Here is a 17,727-nt window from a genome sequence, read left to right as displayed (position 1 = left end):
GCCCGGCATTGGTTCCGACCGCCCGACCCGCCGGCCCGGCGGTCGCGGCCGGTCGCGGCCCGGCTAGTCGCCCTGCTCGTGCTCGGCCAGGAACTGCTCGAACTGCCGGCCCAGCTCGTCCGCCGAGGGCAGCTCGGTGGTCTCGGCGAGCAGGCTCTCCCGGTCCTCGGCGCCGGCCACCGCGTCGTACTGGCTCTCCATGCCGCGGATCGCCGAGCGCAGCTCGCCGTCGCCGTGCGAGAGCTGCTCCTCGATGTCGGCGTAGACCTCGCCGATCCGGCCGCGCAGCGCCAGGCCCGGCAGCACCAGGCCGGAGGCGGCCTGCACGGCCTCCAGGATCACCACCGCGGCGGCCGGGTAGGGCGAGCGGGCCACGTAGTGCGGCACGTGCACGGCCAGGCCCAGCACGTCGTGGCCGGACTCGGCCAGGCGGTACTCGACCAGGGCCTGCGCGCTGCCCGGCACCTGGGCCCGCTCGAACCAGCGCGGGTAACCGGGCGCCAGGTCCAGGCGGTTGCCGTGCGGGGTCAGGCCGACCGGGCGGGTGTGCGGCACGCCCATCGGGATGCCGTGGAAGTCGACCGTGAGCCGCACGCCCAACTCGTCCACCAGGCGCCGCACGGCGGCCGCGAAGGCCTCCCACTCGACGTCCGGCTCCGGGCCGGTGAGCAGCAGGAACGGGCTGCCGGTGGCGTCCTGCACGAGCTGCACCAGCAGCTCCGGCGGGTCGTAGGAGATCCAGCTCTCCCGGTCGAAGGTCATCGCCGGGCGGCGGGCCCGGTAGTCCACCAGGCGGTCGTGGTCGAACCGGGCGACCACCACGGGGCTCCCCTGCTCCTGCAGGTGGGCCACCACCTGGCCGCCGGCCTCGCCGGCGTCCATGAACCCCTCGAAGTGGTAGAGCAGCACCAGGCCCTCCGCCAGGCCGGCCCGCGCGGCCTCCAGCGCCGCCATGCCCTGCGGCTCCAGTTCGTACAGCTCCCCGGGATCACGCACCGCGCACCCAACCCGTTTCTCGTCGGTCCTACCTACCGGTCATGGACACCAGCGTGCCGCACCGCGCCGACATTCCCGCCACCGCCCCCCGCCCCGGACGAGCGCCGATCACCGGGCCGTCACCATCGGTGATGAGCGCAGGTCGGAGCGGGTGCTTGAAACGTTTCAGCACCCCCCGGCGGACCTGCCGAAAGGTTCCCCTCCCCGGTTGGCGCGCCGCGAAGTGACGCAGGGGCCCGGGGCAGGTATCGTCCTCTCGCTGCCCCGCACCGTCGCGCCGTCGCCACGTCGTCAGTCACGCCGTAGGACGCCGTCCCGAACGTGTACGGTCAGCCCCAGAACCTCACCTTGCCTTCACCTGGCCGCCTGCTTCCCTTCGCGCACTCGTTCCCCTCTCGGCCATCTCGCGGACGCACTCTGTCCCCCCGCACCTCCCCGCCGGACCGGTCCATGCGAACCGTGCCCGCTCCGGCACCGCGCTGCCCGCCCGAGGGCCGCTGCCCCCCGACGTACCGCCGAGGCTCCGGCGTACCCGGGTGGAGCGGACCCACCGGACGGGGCGACTGACCACCCCAACCGCCCGGAACCCCTGGGCGCGAGGGCCCTCCGACTGCCGAAGGATCGAAGGTCCCGTGCCAGCACCTGTCACCCTCACCGGCCGCACCGTTCGGCTGGAGCCCCTCACCGAGCAGCACGCCGAAGCCCTGGCCGGGGCGGCTGCCGAGGACCGATCGAGCTTCGGCTACACCGCCGTCCCGCAGGGCCTGGACGGCGCGCTCGACTTCATCGCCACCGCGCGGGCCGACCAGGCCGCCGGCCGCTCGCTGGCCTTCGCCACCGTCCGGGCCTCCGACGGCCTGGTGGTCGGCTCCACCCGGTTCCTGGAACTGGACTACTGGCAGGGCCCGGTGGTCTGGCCACCGCTGCCGGCCGGCCCGCTGGGCGACCCGGCCACCGCCGTGCCGGACGCCGCCGAGATCGGCCGCACCTGGCTCTCCCGGCACGCCCAGGGCACCGGCATCAACACCGAGGCCAAGCTGCTGATGCTCCGGCACGCCTTCGAGGTCTGGGGGGTGCAGCGGATCTCGATGCGGGCCGACGCGCGCAACCTGCGCTCGCGGGCCGCGATCGAGCGGCTCGGCGCCACCCCCGAGGGGGTCCGCCGGGCGCACAGCCGGGGGCTGGACGGGGTGGTGCGCAGCACCGCGTTCTACTCGATCCTGGCCGAGGAGTGGCCGGCCGTGCGGGACATCATCGAGCTGCGGATCGCCGCCGCCACCTCGCCGAGCGCGCCGGAGCGGCTCGGGCCGGGGATGGGGCGGGAACGCGACGAGGAGTGCGTCAGACCGGGCCAGCCGCTCATCCTGGCCTGACCCGACTCCTGGCCCGACCCGGGGTCGGTCCGAGGCGGCGTCGGTCTGAGGCGGGGTCAACACCGAGGGCGGGTGACCCCGTGCGGGGGATCTTTCGCATACCCACGGTCCAGGTGGGCAACACCCCGCCATGACTGTGATGACCGCCCTCGAGACCGTCCGGGTGCTCGGCGCCGACCACCAGCACATCCTGACCAGGGCTCAGCTGATCGAGCACGGCGTGCCGTCCGGCACGATCGCCCACCGGCTGCGCCCCGGCGGGCCCTGGCAGCGGGTGCTGCCCAGGGTGATCTGCCTGCAGAGCGGGCGGCTGACCCCGCACCAGCGCCTGCGGGCGGCGCTCGGTTACGCGGCGCCCAAGGGCGAGCGGCCCAGACCCGGCTCGGTGCTGCTGACCGGGGTGGCCGTGCTGGCGGACGCCGGGCTGCCCAGCGCCGGGCACCCGTCGGACGTCGAGGTGGTGGACGTGCTGATCCCGGCCGGGCGGCGGGTGGCCAGCCGGGACTTCGTCCGGGTGCACCGGGCGCCCAGCCGGCCGAACGGGATGCCGCCGGGCTTCGAGCGGGACGACGGGCTGTGGAGCGTCGGGGTGGCCCGGGCGCTGGCCGACGCGGCGCCGTTCGTCTCCGGCAGCCGGCAGTTCCGGGCACTGTGCGCGGAGGCGGTGCAGGGCCGGCACTGCGAGCGGGCCGACCTGCTGGCCCGGCTGCTCGGCGGGCCGCCCTCCTCCGCCACCCTGCCGCACGTGCAGCACGTCGCGGACGAGCTCACCTGCGGGGTCTACTCGGTGGCCGAGGGCGAGGCGCGCGAGGTGCTGCGGCGGGCCGGGATGCCGGAGCCGCTGTGGAACCCGGTGCTGATGCTGGACGGACGCTTCCTCGCGGTGCCGGACGCGTTCTGGCCGCAGTCCTGCGTGGCGCTGGAGATCGACTCGCGGGCCTGGCACCTGCGCCCGGCCGACTACGAGCGCACGCTGACCCGGGGCAACCGGCTGCAGGCGGCCCGGCTTCCGGTGGTCCGGGCCACCCCGCACCAGCTGCGCTCGGACGCCGGCCCGATCATCCGCGAGCTGCGCACCCTGCTGGCCACCGGCCCGCACGGCCCGTACCACCGGATCACCTGGACCAAGGCCCGCTGACCCGCCGTCAGTAGTGCCCCGCCGTCAGCAGCGCGGGTCGACCAGTTGGAAGCTCGCGTAGTGGTCCTGGGTCCAGTACTCCTCGCCCGCGCCGCCGGTGACGATCCGGCGGGCTCCGCGGTCGCCCGCGCCCGGGGTGACCACGGTGTACTCGTGGTAGTAGGCGCCGGGCTGCTTGGGGAGCCGGCCCTCGCGGTTGTCGAAGACGATCCCGTCGCTGCGGTACGGGAACGGACCGCCCTTGGCGATCAGCGCGATGGTGTCCTGGGCCTGGCTGGGCAGCCTGGTCCGGCAGACCCCGCCCTGGCCCGGGCCCGGCTTCGGGCTCGGGCCCGCGGCGGCGCGGGTGCTGGTGACGGCGGTGGCGCCCACGGCCGGGCGGGCGGCGGGCTGGTGACGCCCCATCGCGTAGGCGGCGGCGAGCGCGACGGCCACGGCGAGCACGACGGCGACGACGATCGGACGCAGGCGGTTGGTCATGGCCTCCAGCTTGCCGGGCGCTCCCGGCCGGCCGGCCGACGGGCCGCCGCGATCACCCGGACGGAGCAGTCACCCCCGGGCCGGACGGGCCCGGACACGGCAGCGGCCGGGTGCGGTGGACGTCATTGGCCACCACACCCGGCCGCTTTACGTCCGGCGGTTCTCCTGCGCCGAGCACCGACGGACGCCCCTCCCCAACGGAGGGGGATGCGGGTCAGCGCGAGTCGCTGCCCGCGGTCTCGATGGCCGCGCGACCGGCCTCCAGCCGCGCCACCGGGATCCGGAACGGCGAGCAGGAGACGTAGTCCAGGCCCGCCTCGTGGAAGAAGTGCACCGAGTCCGGGTCACCGCCGTGCTCGCCGCAGACGCCGAGCTTCAGGTCCGGGCGGGTGGCCCGGCCCTCCTTGACGGCGTGCTTCACCAGCGAACCGACGCCGTCCCGGTCGATCGTCTCGAACGGCGACACTCCGAAGATGCCCTTCTCCAGGTAGGCGGTGAAGAACGAGGCCTCCACGTCGTCCCGGGAGAAGCCCCAGACCGTCTGGGTGAGGTCGTTCGTCCCGAAGGAGAAGAACTCGGCCGCCTCGGCGATCTGACCGGCCGTCACGGCCGCCCGCGGAAGTTCGATCATCGTACCGAGCTTGATGTCCAGCTGGACACCGGTGGAAACCGCCACCTCGGCGAGAACCCGCTCACACTCCTCGCGGACGATCTCCAGCTCCTGGACGGTGCCGACCAGCGGGATCATCACCTCGGGGCGCGGGTCGCCGCCGGCCAGCTTGCGCTCGGCCGCGGCCTCGGCGATCGCCCGGACCTGCATGCCGAACAGGCCGGGGATGACCAGGCCGAGGCGGACGCCGCGCAGACCCAGCATCGGGTTCTGCTCGTGCAGCTTGTGCACGGCCTGAAGCAGGCGCAGGTCGTTCTCGTTCGGGTCCTTGCGGGCCTCGGCCAGCGCGACCCGGACCGAGAGCTCGGTGATGTCGGGCAGGAACTCGTGCAGCGGCGGGTCGAGCAGCCGGACGGTGACCGGCAGGCCGTCCATCGACTGGAAGAGCTCGATGAAGTCGCCCTTCTGCAGCGGCAGCAGAGTGGAGAGCGCCTGCTCGCGGTCCTTGTCGTTGTCCGCCAGGATCAGGTGCTCGACCTCCTTGCGGCGCTCCTCGCCGAGGAACATGTGCTCGGTGCGGCACAGGCCGATGCCCTGGGCGCCGTAGCGGCGGGCGCGGTTCGCGTCGTCGGCGTTGTCGGCGTTGGCGCGGACCGCGAGCCGGCGGCGGCCGTCGGCGTGCGACATGATCCGGTGCACGGCCTGGACCAGGCCGCCCTGGACGTCGGCGCCGGCGTGCAGGGTGCCCTCGAAGTACTCGACCACCGGGGAGGGCAGCACGGGTACCTCGCCGAGGTAGACCTTGCCGGTGCCGCCGTCGATCGAGACGACCTCGCCCTCCTCGATGACCAGGCCGTCGGCGGTGATCATCTTGCGGCGCTTGGTGTCGACCTCAAGCTCCTCGGCGCCGCAGACACAGGTCTTGCCCATGCCGCGGGCGACCACGGCGGCGTGCGAGGTCTTGCCGCCGCGCGAGGTGAGGATGCCCTCGGCGGCGATCATGCCGTCCAGGTCGTCCGGGTTGGTCTCGCGGCGGACCAGGATGACCTTCTCGCCGGAGCGGGACCACTTGACGGCGGTGTAGGAGTCGAAGACCACCTTGCCGATCGCGGCGCCCGGCGAGGCGGCCAGGCCGCGGCCGATCTGCTTGGAGGTGGACTCGGGGGCGAACCGCGGGAACATCAGCTGGGCCAGCTGGCCGCCGGTGACCCGGTGCAGCGCCTCGTCCAGGTCGATCAGGCCCTGGTCCACCAGCTGGACGGCGATCCGGAAGGCGGCCGCGGCGGTGCGCTTGCCGATCCGGGTCTGCAGCATCCAGAGCTTGCCGCGCTCGATGGTGAACTCGATGTCGCACAGGTCGCGGTAGTGCAGTTCGAGCTTGTGCATGATCGCCATGAGCTCGTCGTAGGACTTCTTGTCCAACTGCTCCAGCTCGGCGAGCTGCAGGGTGTTGCGGATGCCGGCCACCACGTCCTCGCCCTGGGCGTTGGAGAGGTAGTCGCCGTAGACGCCGGGGGCGCCGGTGGAGGGGTCGCGGGTGAAGGCGACGCCGGTGCCGGAGTCCTCGCCGAGGTTGCCGAAGACCATGGTGCAGATGTTGACCGCGGTGCCCAGGTCGTTCGGGATGCGCTCCTGGCGGCGGTAGAGCCGGGCCCGGTCGCCGTTCCAGGAGTGGAAGACGGCGTGGATGGCCAGGTCCATCTGCTGGCGCGGGTCCTGCGGGAACTCCCGGCCGGTCTCCTTCAGCACGATGGTCTTGAAGGTCTCGACCAGCGCCTTCAGGTCCTCGGCGCCCAGGTCCAGGTCGTTGGTGCTGCCCTTGGCGTGCTTGGCCTCGTCCAGGGCCTCCTCGAACAGCTCGCCGTCCACGCCCAGCACGGTCTTGCCGAACATCTGGACCAGGCGGCGGTAGGAGTCCCAGGCGAACCGCTCGTTGCCGGACTGGGCGGCCAGGCCCGTGACCGAGACGTCGGACAGGCCGATGTTCAGGACGGTGTCCATCATGCCGGGCATGGAGAACTTGGCACCGGAGCGGACCGAGACCAGCAGCGGGTTGTCGGACTGGCCGAGCTTCTTGCCCATCTGCTCTTCGAGGCGGGCCAGGTGCTCGCTGACCTCCTGGTGCAGCGAGTCCGGCTCGGCGCCGGTCTCCAGGAAGACCTTGCAGGCCTCGGTGGTGAGGGTGAACCCGGGGGGGACGGGGAGGCCGAGGTTGGTCATCTCGGCGAGGTTGGCTCCCTTGCCGCCCAGCAGGTCCTTGAGGTCCTTGTTTCCTTCGGTGAAGGAGTAAACAAACTTCTGCGTCGCCGCCACGGGTCGGTCTCCTCGCACGGGGTTGCCCTGACGCCGGAGAACATACCCATTTCGAAGGCGGTTTCGCGCCGTCGATAGGCCGTCCGATCCTCGGAGCCCCGCGTTACCCCCGAGATCAAATGCTTGTGAAGGCGTTCACCTTTGTTGCTGAAATCGTCCGGGTGACGCTAGCGATCGTTCAAGTCTTGAAGGCATGGATACACGAAGATCACGATGGGCGGACAGAGGGTAGCGGCCGTGGGACCGCCGTGTTTCCCCGGCTTGATTTCCTGCAGCCAGTCGGCCCGATCCGCCGCGGCGCCCGTTCGGAAAGCGATTTGGACATGATGGCGCCATCGACGACTCTGACCCACCGTCAGGCGTGGATTCGTGTGGCCAGAGTCACGGATCCGACTCGCTCATCGTACGTATCAAAACTCGTCACTTCGTCGCTCAACGCGCCGTTTCACGCGCACAGAGTCACCATCGCCTGCCAAAAAGGAGCCCACTTGGCCAGATTGGCCAAGTGGGCTGGGCCGAGCCGTCCTGTCGGCTTTCAGGGCCAACTTCTACTCGGCGTACAACTCAGCCGCCGGAGCTGTCCGATTCGGCCTCAACGGACGGAATGGCGCAGTCGTACGGATCGTCCAACCAGCCCTCCGGCAGGACCACCCGTCCGTTGCCGCTGGTGCGCCCGCGCGGACCGTCGGCGGAGTCCGGCCAGCGCTGCTCCTGGTCCACCTCGGCGAGCAGTTCGGCCAGCTCCGCGAGCGAGCTCGCAGTGGCCAGCTTGACCCGCAGCTGGCCGCCGACGGAGAAGCCCTTGGTGTACCAGGCGACGTGCTTGCGGAAGTCCACCACGCCGCGCTGCTCGTCGTTCAGCCAGTGGCCGAGCAGTTCGGCGTGGCGCCGCATGGTGGCCGCCACCTCGGCGAAGCTCGGCCGGACCGGATCGGTGACGCCCTCGAAGACGGCGACCAGGTCCTTGAAGAGCCAGGGCCGGCCCAGGCAGCCGCGGCCGACCACCACGCCGTCGCAGCCGGTCTCCTCGATCATCCGGATCGCGTCCGGGGCGGACCAGATGTCGCCGTTGCCCAGCACCGGGACGTGCGACGGCACGGCCTCGCGCAGCCGGGCGATCGCCGACCAGTCGGCCTGGCCGCCGTAGTGCTGGGCGGCGGTGCGGCCGTGCAGGGCGATCGCGGACACGCCCTCCTCGGCGCCGATCCGGCCGGCGTCCAGGTAGGTGAGGTGGTCGTCGTCGATGCCCTTGCGCATCTTCATCGTCACCGGCAGGCCGCCGGCGCCGGCCACCGCCTCGCGGAGCAGCTCGCGCAACAGGTTGCGCTTGTAGGGGAGGGCCGAGCCGCCGCCCTTGCGGGTGACCTTGGGGACCGGGCAGCCGAAGTTCAGGTCGATGTGGTCGGCCAGGTCCTCCTCGGCGATCATCCGGGCGGCCTTGCCGACGGTGGCCGGGTCCACCCCGTAGAGCTGGATCGAGCGGGGCTGCTCGGTCGGGTCGAACTTGATCAGCTGCATGGTCTTGGCGTTGCGCTCGACCAGTGCCCGGGTGGTGATCATCTCGCTGACGAACAGGCCCTTGCCGCCGGACTGCTCGCGGCAGAGGGTGCGGAACGGGGCGTTGGTGATACCGGCCATGGGTGCCAGCACCACCGGCGGCCAGACCTGGAGCGGGCCGATCGACAGCGGCGCCGCGACGGGGGCGGCAGGGGCGGGCGTGGTCGTCATGCGCGGCTGATCCTCGACGGAAGGGGGTGGACGGGACTCTCCATTGTCCCCCAATCGGCGGACCCGCCCTGAGCTGCGGTGATGCTGGTGGGGCTCGGGTGGGGTGGGGCGGGGCTCGGGTGCGCTCTGGTGCGCTCGGGTGGGGCGGGGTGAGGCTCGGGTGCGTTCAGGTGGGGCCGGGCGGGGCGGCCGGGGCGGGCGGCGGGTCAGTTGTCGGCGTACTTGAGGGTGACCGAGCCGGAATCGGCGGTGGCGGTGACCGAGCGCTGGGAGGCCGGGTCCTGCAGCTGGCGGTCGACGGTGCTGCCGCCGGAGCCGGTGCTGACGGCGACCCGGTAGGTGGTGCCCTGCGGGAAGAGCGCCCGGACCGAGCCGGAGCCCGCCGAGAGCGCGACCACCTCGGGCGCGGAGATGAAGGTGAGGTTGACCGAGCCGGAGGTCACCTGGGCCTGGACCTGCGAGGAGGACAGGCCCCGGCCGGTCACCGAGCCACTGGTCACCTGGGCCGTCACCCGGCCGGTGTCGTCCGAGAGCGCGAAGGTGCCGGAGGTCGCGTGCAGGTTCAGCTCGCCGGTCAGGCCGGTGATGGCGGTGTCCGCGCTGCTGCCGCGCACCGACACCTTGGTGTCCGCCGGGACGCCGATGGTCAGATTGGTGCGGCAGTTGGGCGCGCCGATCGGGAAGACCTCCGGGCAGCGCACGCTGATCTTCAGCCTGCCGTCGACGACCTCCCGCTTGACCACCGGCTGGCTGACCGTCCAGTGGGTGCTCTGGCTGACCTCGACCTCGCCGCTGACGGACGGGGTGACCTGGGTGCTGGCGTTCTGCAGGTCGAGGTCGAGCGCGGTGATCTGCGGGTACCGGTAGCCGTCGGACCGGTCCTGCTGGGCCAGGGCACGCCACGTCTGGCCGGCGCCGGTCAGCGTCAGCAGCACGGCGGCCACGACGCCGACCGCCCGCCAGCGGCGGTAGGCCGCGGTCACGGCTCAGCCCTCCCCGAGGTAGCGCAGCACGGCGAGCACCCGGCGGTGGGTGGCATCGGCCGCGGGCAGCTCCAGCTTGGTGAAGATGCTGCTGATGTGCTTGGCCACCGCGCTGTCGCTGACCACCAGGGATTCGGCGATCGCGGTGTTGGAGTGGCCCTGGGCCATCAGCCCCAGCACGTCGCGCTCGCGCGGGGTGAGCCGCTCCAGCGGATCGCGGTGCCGACGCACCAGGAGCTGGGCCACCACCTCGGGGTCGAGCGCGGTGCCGCCGGAGGCGACGCGTTGCAGCGCGTCCACGAAGTCGTCGACGTTGGCCACCCGCTCCTTGAGCAGGTAGCCGACCCCGCTGGTGTTCGAGGAGAGCAGGTCGGCGGCGTACCGCTCCTCCACGTACTGGGAGAGCAGCAGCACCGCGACCTCGGGCCACTGCCGGCGGATCAGCAGGGCGGCCCGGACTCCCTCGTCGGTGAAGCCGGGCGGCATCCGCACGTCCGTCACCACGACCTGGGGCTGGTGCTCCTCGACGGCCGTGAGCAGCGCGGCGGAGTCGCCGACCGCGGCGACCACCTCGTAGCCCACCGCCTCCAGCACCTTGACCAGGCCCACTCGCAGCAGGACCGAGTCCTCGGCGATCACAGCTCGCACGGCAACTCCACAGTGATGGTGGTCGGGCCCCCGACGGGGCTGGTGATGGCCAGGGTCCCGTCGACCGAGGCGGCGCGCTTGCGCAGCCCGATCAGACCGGTGCCCTTGCCGGGGTCGGCACCGCCGACCCCGTCGTCGCTGATGGTGATGTGCAGGGTCCGGTCGAGCTGGCGGACCGTCAGGTCGGCCCGGGAGGCGCGGGCGTGCTTGGCCACGTTGGCCAGCGCCTCGGAGACCACGAAGTAGGCGACCGCCTCCACCGTGGGTGCCATCCGCCGCTCCAGGCTGACCGTGAGGCGGACCGGCAGCGGGGCCCGGGCGGCGATCCCGGAGAGCGCCGCGTCCAGCCCGCGGTCCTCCAGCACCACCGGGTGGAGGCCGCGCACCAGGTCGCGCAGCTCGGCGATGGCGGCCTGGGCCTCCTCGTGCGCGTCGACGATCACCTGCATGGCATCGGGGGGCACGTCCTTCAGGGTGCGGCGGGCCAGGCCCAGGTTCATCGCGAGCGAGACCAGGCGCTGCTGGGCGCCGTCGTGCAGGTCGCGCTCGATCCGGCGGCGCTCGGCATCGGCCGCGTCCACCACGCCGGCCCGGCTCTCGGCCAGCACCGCCACCCGCTGCTGGAGCTCGACGGCCCGGCTGGGGCCGAGCAGGGCGCGGGCCGCCCGCCGGTCGACCCGGGCCACCCGCACCGCCAGCCAGGGCGCGGCGACCAGCAGGCCCATGCCGATCAGGGTGAACGCGGCCACGGCCGGGAAGCCGTGGCCGCCGCGCACCGGGGTGCCGCGCGGCATCAGCCAGGCCCAGCCGATCACCGTGCTCAGCACCGCCCCGGCACCGGTGCCGAGCAGGGCGACCGCGCCGACCAGGGCCAGCACCGGGCCGACCACCAGGTGGTAGCCCAGCTGACGGTAGGTGGACCCGGCCCTGGCCCAGGCGAGCAGCCGGACCGGCGGCGAGCTGCCGGGCTCGGCCGGCGAGCGGAGCTCCGGGACGACCAGGCCGCCGAGCGCCTGGAACCGGCCGCGCTGGGCCCTGGTGAGCCGGGAGACGAAGAGCACCAGCAGGGCGGTGACGAAGCACCAGGCCTGACTCGTCGTCACCACCAGGATCAGCGGCAGTAGGAAGGGCACTCCCGCGGCGACCAGCAGCAGCTCGCCCAGCGCGGCGACGGACCACGGCGCGGGCGGACGGGGGCTGGGAGCGGTCTGCTCCTCCCCCTTCGCGCGCACCCAGGCCACGCTGGGGTGCGCCGCGCCGCGGCGGAGCCGCTCTCGCAGTCGGCTGGTGCTGATCATGGCATTCAGCTTAAAGCGCCAGCTGGGGGCCGCACATGGGTGCGGGGTCCCGAAGTGGGGGTGTACCTAGGTACACCCTGAAGACGGGCCCGAGGACCACAGACACCGGCTCCGGCGACCGGCAGTCTTGTTGGCGTCAGGGGATCCGGCCGCAGCCGGCTCCTTCCAACGGGTTCATGAGGTGGTGGGGATGGACACGGTGCAGGAGCGCCAGCAGCCGGCGATGCCGGCCGGCCCGATCGGCGGCCCGTGGTCGGTGCGCCAGACGGTCGGCCGGGCGGGCCGCCGGGCGCTGGAGGTGTACGAGGCGGGCGAGCTGATCGACGTGCTGGTCGCCAGCACGCTCAGCCCGGACGTGTTGCGCGGGGCCCGGCGGACCCGGGCCGCCGGCTTCGCCTGGGGCCGCGTCCCGGCCGACGGGCCGGCGCCCCAGGTGGCCTTCGCCCAGGCCAGGGTGCGGGCGCAGTGGGAGCCGGCCGAGCTGGTCGAGCTGCCGGGCGGCTTCTGGCTGGCCTGGACGACGGCGCCGGCCGCCGCGGTGCTGGCCCGGCGGGCGGACGGAGTGGTGGAGCGGCTGAGGCCGGCCCGGCTGGTCTGAGCGGCGCGGAGCACGGCGGGGGCGGGGCGAGGCGGGGTGCTGAGCACGGGATCTGACGGGTCGACGGGACGAGGGGGCAGGGCGATGCGGGATTCGAAGCGGTGGCAGGTGCGGCTGCTCGGCGGCGCGGGCATGGCGCTGCTGCCCTGGATGGTGGTGCTGGCCCTGACCCTGCGGGACGCTACCGGTTGGGTGCTGCTGGACCTGGCGGAGGCGGCCAGCCTGGTCGGCACGGCGGCGCTGCTGCGCCGTGACGGGCAGTGGCACCGGGTCTGCGCCGCGCTGGCAGCCCTGCTGCTGGTCTCCGACGCGGGCTTCGACCTCGGCTCGGCCACCACCGGGAGCGACCTCTGGACGGCCCTGGCGATGGCGCTCGGCGCGGAGCTCCCGCTGGCCGCGCTCTGTGCCGTGCTCGTGCTGCACCGCAGCCGGCCGGTCAGGGCCCTGCTGCCGGTCCGGCCGGTCCTGGCACTGGCGGCCTGACCCGTCGTCGCCCGGCCTGTCGGCGCCTGACTGGCGGTGACCGTACCGGTCGGCCTGCCGACGGGGAGGACGGTCGCGGCAGGTCGGCCCGGGTGCGAGTGACGAGTGACGAGTAAACGGGCGGTAATAGGTGACGGACGGTCAGTCGGGAAGCGCCGCAGTGAGGTCCAGCTCGACGAGCTGGCCGGTGTAGCCGAGTTGGGCCACCCCGAGCAGGGTGCTCGCGGTGCCGAAGGCCGGACCGATCGCGGAGTCGGTCAGCCGCTGCCAGGCGCCGGCCAGCACCGGCTGGTCGGCGGTGACCACGTAGATCACCGAGCGGACCACGTGCTCGGGTCCGGCGCCCACCGCGGCCAGCGCGGTGAGGGCGTTGGCGACCACCTGGTCGATCTGGGCCTCCAGGTCACCGGGCCCCACCAGCGTCCCGGTGAGGTCGAGCGGGCACTGCCCCGCCAGGTGGGCGGTGCGGCCCGCCGAGACGACGGTGATGTGGTGGTAGCCGGGGGTCGGGTGGAGCTGTGGCGGGTTGAGTCGGGTGATGTGGGATGTCATGGAAACCGAGTCTGGTGGCTCGACCTCGCGGACGCGCGGCCTTTTCCGGTGCACCCGGCGAGCGGACCGCCCCGGCTCACCGGGACCGCGCCGACCCCGGTGCCCCGTCAGGAGACCAGCGCCCGCTGGCTGGCCTCGGGGAGCGGATCGGCCCGGTGGGCCAGGTCGAGCAGGGCGCGCAGCGGGACCTCGGCCAGCCCGAGCCTCGGGTGCCACTGGGCGACGATGCTGACCGGGCGGACCTGCTCGGTCAGTCGCAGCTCGACCAGCTCGCCGGTCTCCAGTTCGCGGGCCACCGCGAGCTCCGGCAGCAGAGTGACCCCGCGGCCGTGCACGGCGAGCCGGAGCAGCGCGGCCAGCGAGCCGGTCACCATGGCCACCTGGGCGTCGATCAGCAGGTCCCGGCCGAAGCGGTCGAAGAGCATCTCCGAGGTGCAGCCGGGCTCGGCGACCAGGAACTCGTGCCCGAGCAGCTGGTCCACCGTCACCGTTCCGGCGCGGGCCAGCGGGTGGCCGGCGCCCGCGGCCAGCACCGTGCGGTCGTGGCCGACCACCCGGTGCGGTCCGATCAGCGGCCGCCCGGCGTCGTACTGGAAGACCAGGTCCAGCTCGCCGGCGGCGAAGAGCTGGTTGAGCCGGGGCCGGCTGCCCACGCTCAGCTCCACCTCGGCGGCGGTGCCCGGCCCGGCCGCGCCGTACTCCAGGGCCGCCAGCACGTCCGGCAGCCAGACGTGCGCCAGTGACTCCTGAGCCCCGATCCGCAGCTTGACCCGCTCGCCGAGCACCGCCCGCCGCATCCGATCGTCCAGGCTGAGCGCCTCCCGGGCGAAGGGCAGCAGTCGCTCCCCCGCCTCGGTGAGCACCGCCCCGGTGCCGGCGCGGACCAGCACCGCCGAGCCGACCTCCGCCTCCAGCCGCTTCAGTTGGGCGCTCACGCTGGATTGGGCGTAGCCGAGCCACTGTGCGGCGGCCGAGATCCCACCCTGGTCGGCGACGGCAACGAAGGCGCGCAGATATCGGGTGTCCATATGAGAATCATACTGACGCTCCATCGGATTCTCCGATGGGGCCATCGGACTTCCGGCGTCGCCCGGACTCCCGGGGCGGGACGAGGGTACTGCCATGACCACCGCCACCCTTCTCCCGCGTGCTGACGCCCCTTCAGCAGCCCGGTCCCGCCTCGCCTTCGCGGGGATCGCGGCCGGGAACCTTCTCGTCCTGCTGGACACCTCGATCCTGAACGTCGCCCTGCCCGACCTCCAGCGCACCCTGCACCCCGCCGCCGCGGCGGTGCCCTGGGCGGTGGACGCCTACACCGTGCTCTTCGCCGGTCTGTTGCTGGCGGCCGGCGCGCTGGCCGACCGCTGGGGCCCGCGCCGGGTCTACCGCGCCTCGCTCGCCGCCTTCGCCGTGCTCTCCGCGCTCTGCGCCGCCGCACCCGGGATCGACTCGCTGATCCTCGGCCGGGCCCTGCTCGGCGCCGCGGGCGCCGGCCTGGTGCCCGCCTCGCTCGGCCTGCTGATCGCCATGAACCCCGACCCGGCCCGCCGCACCTGGGCGGTCGGCGCCTGGACCGCGGTCAGCGGCCTGGGCGCGGCGGCCGGCCCGGTGCTCGGCGGCTTCCTGGTCGAGCTGGGCGGTTGGCGGCTGGTCTTCCTGGTCGCCCCGCCGATCGCGCTCGCCGCCCTGGCCCTGGCCCGCCGGCTGCCCGTACCGCCCCGCGCGGCGGCCCGCCCGCTGGACCGCCCCGGCATGCTGCTCTCCACCGGCGCCCTGGGCGCGCTCACCTTCGGCCTGGTCGAGGCGGGCGTGGCCGGCTGGACCGCCCCGCAGACCCTGGCGCCGCTGGCGCTGGCCGTGCTGGCCTTCGCCGCCCTGGTGGTCGTCGAACGCCGGGTGGCCTCCCCGGTGCTGCCGCCCTCGCTGCTCGCCCTGCCCCGGGTGCGGGCCGCGCTGGTCGCCGCCGCCGTCGCCTGCTTCTCCTTCTACGGCTGCCTCTACCTGCTCGACCTCTGGCTGCAGCACGCCTACCGGCTCTCCCCGCTCGACGCCGGCCTGGCCTCGCTCCCGCTGACCCTGCCGGTCTGCGTGATGCCGTTCTTCACCGGCCGCCTGGTCGCCCGGCGCGGCGCCCGCCCCGTGCTGCTGGCCGGGATGACGGCCAGTGTGCTGGCAGGCCTGCTGCTGCTCGCCGCCACCGGTCACCACCCGCCGCTGGCCCTGCTGATCGTCGCCGAGCTGGCGCTGGCCGGCACCGGCACCCTCTCCATCCCGGGCGCCTCGGCCGAGATGGCCGTCGCCGCCCCCACCGAGCTGGCCGCCACCGGCCAGGGCGCGCTGAACGGCATCCGCCAGGCCGGCTCCGCCCTCGGGGTGGCCGTGCTCGGCACCACCGGCACCCTCTCCGCGGCGGGCGCCGTGGTCCTGCTGGTCGGGGTCGCCGCCGTGTTCACCGTGGAGCGGGCCACCCGCCGGCGCGCCTGATGACACGAGCGGGCCCGGCCGCCGGCGAAGTGCCGGCGACCGGGCCCCGTGCTGCCGGTCCGTCAGAGACAACCCGTCGGATCCAGTCCGTCAGATCCGCTCGGATCCGCCCCGTCAGATGTCGCCCCGTCAGACTCCACCCCGTCAGATCCGCTCCGTCAGATCCGCTCCGGTGCCTCCAGCCCGAGCAGGTCGAGCCCCCGGGCCAGCGTCGCGGCGGTCAGCTCGCAGAGCGCCAGCCGGTTGCCCCGCAGCCCCGGGGTGGGCGCCTTGAGCACCGGGCAGGCGCCGTAGAACTCGGTGAACGCCTTCGCCAGCGCGAAGAGGTAGCCGCAGAGCCGGTGCGGTTCCAGCTCCCGGGCGACCTCCCGCACCGTGCCCTCGAACCCGTCGAGCAGCAGCACCAGCGCCCGCTCGGCCGGGTGCAGCGGCAGCGACCGGTCCACCACGACCGACGCCTCCCCCGCCTTGGCCAGGATCGACCGCACCCGGGCGTGGGCGTACAGCAGGTAGACGCCGGTGTCGCCGTTCAGCGAGACCATCTGGTCGATGTCGAAGACGTAGTTCCGGGCCCACGAGGTGGACAGGTCGGCGTACTTGACCGCGCCGATCCCGGCCGCCTCCGCCACCCGCTCCAGTTCCGCCCCGGAGAGCTCGTGCGACTTCTCCGCCATCACCGCCCGCACCCCGTCGACCGCCGAGTCCAGCAGGCCGGCCAGTCGCACGGTGCCGCCGGACCGGGTCTTGAACGGCTTGCCGCCCGGACCCATCACGGTGCCGAACGGCACGTGCTTCGCCTCCACCCCGGCCGGCAGCCAGCCGGCCCGCCGGGCGGCCGCGAAGACCATCTTGAAGTGCAGCGCCTGCCGGGCGTCCACCACGTAGAGGATCCGGTCGGCGCCGAGGTCCCGGACCCGGTGCCGCAGCGTGGCCAGGTCGCTGGCCTGGTAGCCGAAGCCGCCGTCCTGCTTCCGGACGATCAGCGGCACCGGGGCGCCCTCGGGGCCGAGGATGTCCTCGAAGAAGACGCAGAGCGCGCCCGCGCTCTCCACCGCGATCCCGGCCTCGATCAACTCCTCGGCAAGACCCGGCAGTTCCTCGTTGTAGCTGGACTCGCTGTCGGTGTCCTGCGGGGTGATCAGCAGGCCGAGCCGGTCGTAGAGCTGCTGGAAGGCCTCGCCGGAGACCTCGACCAGCTCCTGCCAGACGGCCACCGTCGCCGGGTCGCCGCCCTGCAGCGCGACCACCCGCCGCCGGCTCCGCTCGGCGAACTCCGGGTCGGCCTCGAAGGCCTGCCGCGAGGTCTTGTAGAGCGCGTCCAGCAGCGAGATCCGCGTCCCGGCCGCGCCGTCCCGCCAGGGGTGCTCCGGATGCTCGGTCAGGTACTGGATCAGCATGCCGAACTGGGTTCCCCAGTCGCCGAGGTGGTTCTGCCGGATCACGTCGGCGCCGAGGAAGCTCAGCGACCGGGCCAGCGCGTCGCCGATCACGTTGGACCGCAGGTGGCCGACGTGCATCTCCTTGGCGATGTTCGGCCCGGAGTAGTCGACCACCACCCGACTGCCGGCCAGCGGCAGGCCGGCGCCGAGCCGCGGGTCGGCCAGCCGCTGCTCGACCTGCCCCCAGAGCAGGGCGTCCGGCACGGTGAGGTTGAGGAACCCGGGACCGGCGACGGACACGGTGAACGCCGTTTCCTCCGCCAGCAGTTGCCGCAGCCGCTCGGCCAGCTCCCGGGAGGCGAGCCCGGCGGGGCCGGCCAGCGCCATCGCCGCGTTGGACTGGAAGTCGGCGTGCTCGGAGGGTCGGACCAGCGGGTCCCGCCCGGCCAGCTCGCGCGGCAGCACGCGGGCCATGGCGGCCGTCATCGCGTGCTCCGCAAGGCTGTTCACGGCAAGGACCTCGGTCAACGTGGCCACCACTCTCGGTCGGGGCGCCTCAAGGCGAGTGCGCGAAGGGCCGGCGCGCGGGCGCGGGCCGACCGGTTTCGCCGCAGCCTAGGCGGTCATCCCGGCCGCGGCCGAGCGAATTTCCGCCGGTCACCGC

15 protein-coding genes are annotated in these 17,727 nt (G+C 73.6%); 5 read left to right on the top strand and 10 right to left on the bottom strand.

All coding sequences use genetic code 11. The annotated features are described in order from the left end of the window. Positions 1-63: 63 nt before the first annotated feature. On the bottom strand, positions 64-996 hold the full coding sequence (locus FHX73_RS20075) for a PAC2 family protein (RefSeq protein ID WP_145906310.1): 933 nt from the start codon (positions 994-996) through the stop codon (positions 64-66). A gap of 632 nt (positions 997-1,628) precedes the next feature. On the opposite strand from FHX73_RS20075, the gene FHX73_RS20070 reads away from it, so the two are divergent. Together FHX73_RS20070 and FHX73_RS20065 are read left to right on the top strand one after the other, a co-directional pair. Continuing rightward, positions 1,629-2,369: a GNAT family N-acetyltransferase gene (locus tag FHX73_RS20070; RefSeq protein WP_145906309.1), complete on the top strand. Its 741-nt coding sequence runs from the start codon at positions 1,629-1,631 to the stop codon at positions 2,367-2,369. A 139-nt stretch (positions 2,370-2,508) separates the two neighbouring features. Further along, positions 2,509-3,507 carry a hypothetical protein gene (locus tag FHX73_RS20065; RefSeq protein WP_145906308.1) on the top strand — a complete coding sequence of 333 codons (999 nt, stop codon included), beginning with the start codon at positions 2,509-2,511 and terminating at the stop codon, positions 3,505-3,507. Between the two features lie 24 nt (positions 3,508-3,531). Here FHX73_RS20065 and FHX73_RS20060 read toward each other — a convergent pair whose 3' ends face one another. From FHX73_RS20060 to FHX73_RS20035, 6 genes are all read right to left on the bottom strand, one after another. Continuing rightward, complete coding sequence (locus tag FHX73_RS20060) at positions 3,532-3,987, bottom strand: guanyl-specific ribonuclease (protein WP_145906307.1); 456 nt, start codon at positions 3,985-3,987, stop codon at positions 3,532-3,534. A 214-nt stretch (positions 3,988-4,201) separates the two neighbouring features. After that, positions 4,202-6,910: a pyruvate, phosphate dikinase gene (ppdK, locus tag FHX73_RS20055; protein WP_145906306.1), complete on the bottom strand. Its 2,709-nt coding sequence runs from the start codon at positions 6,908-6,910 to the stop codon at positions 4,202-4,204. A 564-nt stretch (positions 6,911-7,474) separates the two neighbouring features. Next, positions 7,475-8,638 (bottom strand): tRNA dihydrouridine synthase DusB, encoded by a 1,164-nt coding sequence (dusB, locus tag FHX73_RS20050; protein ID WP_145906305.1) that lies wholly within the window; start codon positions 8,636-8,638, stop codon positions 7,475-7,477. Between the two features lie 206 nt (positions 8,639-8,844). Further along, positions 8,845-9,621 carry a DUF4097 family beta strand repeat-containing protein gene (locus FHX73_RS20045; protein WP_145906304.1) on the bottom strand — a complete coding sequence of 259 codons (777 nt, stop codon included), beginning with the start codon at positions 9,619-9,621 and terminating at the stop codon, positions 8,845-8,847. Between the two features lie 3 nt (positions 9,622-9,624). Then, a complete protein-coding gene (locus FHX73_RS20040; RefSeq protein ID WP_145906303.1) occupies positions 9,625-10,269 on the bottom strand; it encodes a response regulator in 645 nt (214 codons plus the stop codon). Next, complete coding sequence (locus tag FHX73_RS20035) at positions 10,257-11,567, bottom strand: sensor histidine kinase (RefSeq protein ID WP_145906302.1); 1,311 nt, start codon at positions 11,565-11,567, stop codon at positions 10,257-10,259. The genes FHX73_RS20040 and FHX73_RS20035 overlap by 13 nt, the downstream gene beginning before the upstream one ends. Before the next feature lie 190 nt (positions 11,568-11,757). Between FHX73_RS20035 and FHX73_RS20030 the strand changes: the two genes are divergently transcribed. After that, positions 11,758-12,165: a hypothetical protein gene (locus tag FHX73_RS20030; RefSeq protein ID WP_145906301.1), complete on the top strand. Its 408-nt coding sequence runs from the start codon at positions 11,758-11,760 to the stop codon at positions 12,163-12,165. An 84-nt stretch (positions 12,166-12,249) separates the two neighbouring features. Further along, positions 12,250-12,648 (top strand): hypothetical protein, encoded by a 399-nt coding sequence (locus FHX73_RS20025; RefSeq protein ID WP_211786224.1) that lies wholly within the window; start codon positions 12,250-12,252, stop codon positions 12,646-12,648. A gap of 141 nt (positions 12,649-12,789) precedes the next feature. Here the strand turns inward: FHX73_RS20025 and FHX73_RS20020 are convergent, their stop codons facing one another. Both FHX73_RS20020 and FHX73_RS20015 read right to left on the bottom strand, forming a co-directional pair. Then, positions 12,790-13,200, bottom strand: a complete 411-nt coding sequence (locus tag FHX73_RS20020) for a RidA family protein (RefSeq protein ID WP_145906300.1) — start codon at positions 13,198-13,200, stop codon at positions 12,790-12,792. Between the two features lie 107 nt (positions 13,201-13,307). Then, positions 13,308-14,228 (bottom strand): LysR family transcriptional regulator, encoded by a 921-nt coding sequence (locus FHX73_RS20015; protein ID WP_145906299.1) that lies wholly within the window; start codon positions 14,226-14,228, stop codon positions 13,308-13,310. A gap of 94 nt (positions 14,229-14,322) precedes the next feature. On the opposite strand from FHX73_RS20015, the gene FHX73_RS20010 reads away from it, so the two are divergent. Beyond that, a complete protein-coding gene (locus FHX73_RS20010; protein ID WP_145906298.1) occupies positions 14,323-15,684 on the top strand; it encodes an MFS transporter in 1,362 nt (453 codons plus the stop codon). A gap of 158 nt (positions 15,685-15,842) precedes the next feature. On the opposite strand, the gene argS is transcribed toward FHX73_RS20010, so the two are convergent. After that, the gene (gene argS / locus FHX73_RS20005; protein ID WP_425461404.1) at positions 15,843-17,591 is read right to left on the bottom strand and encodes an arginine--tRNA ligase; all 1,749 of its coding nucleotides are present in this window, start codon (positions 17,589-17,591) and stop codon (positions 15,843-15,845) included. Positions 17,592-17,727 lie beyond the last annotated feature (136 nt).

The sequence above is a fragment of the Kitasatospora viridis genome (assembly GCF_007829815.1).
Taxonomy (GTDB): Bacteria; Actinomycetota; Actinomycetes; order Streptomycetales; family Streptomycetaceae; genus Kitasatospora; species Kitasatospora viridis.
This window is presented reverse-complemented; position numbering and strand designations above follow the sequence as displayed.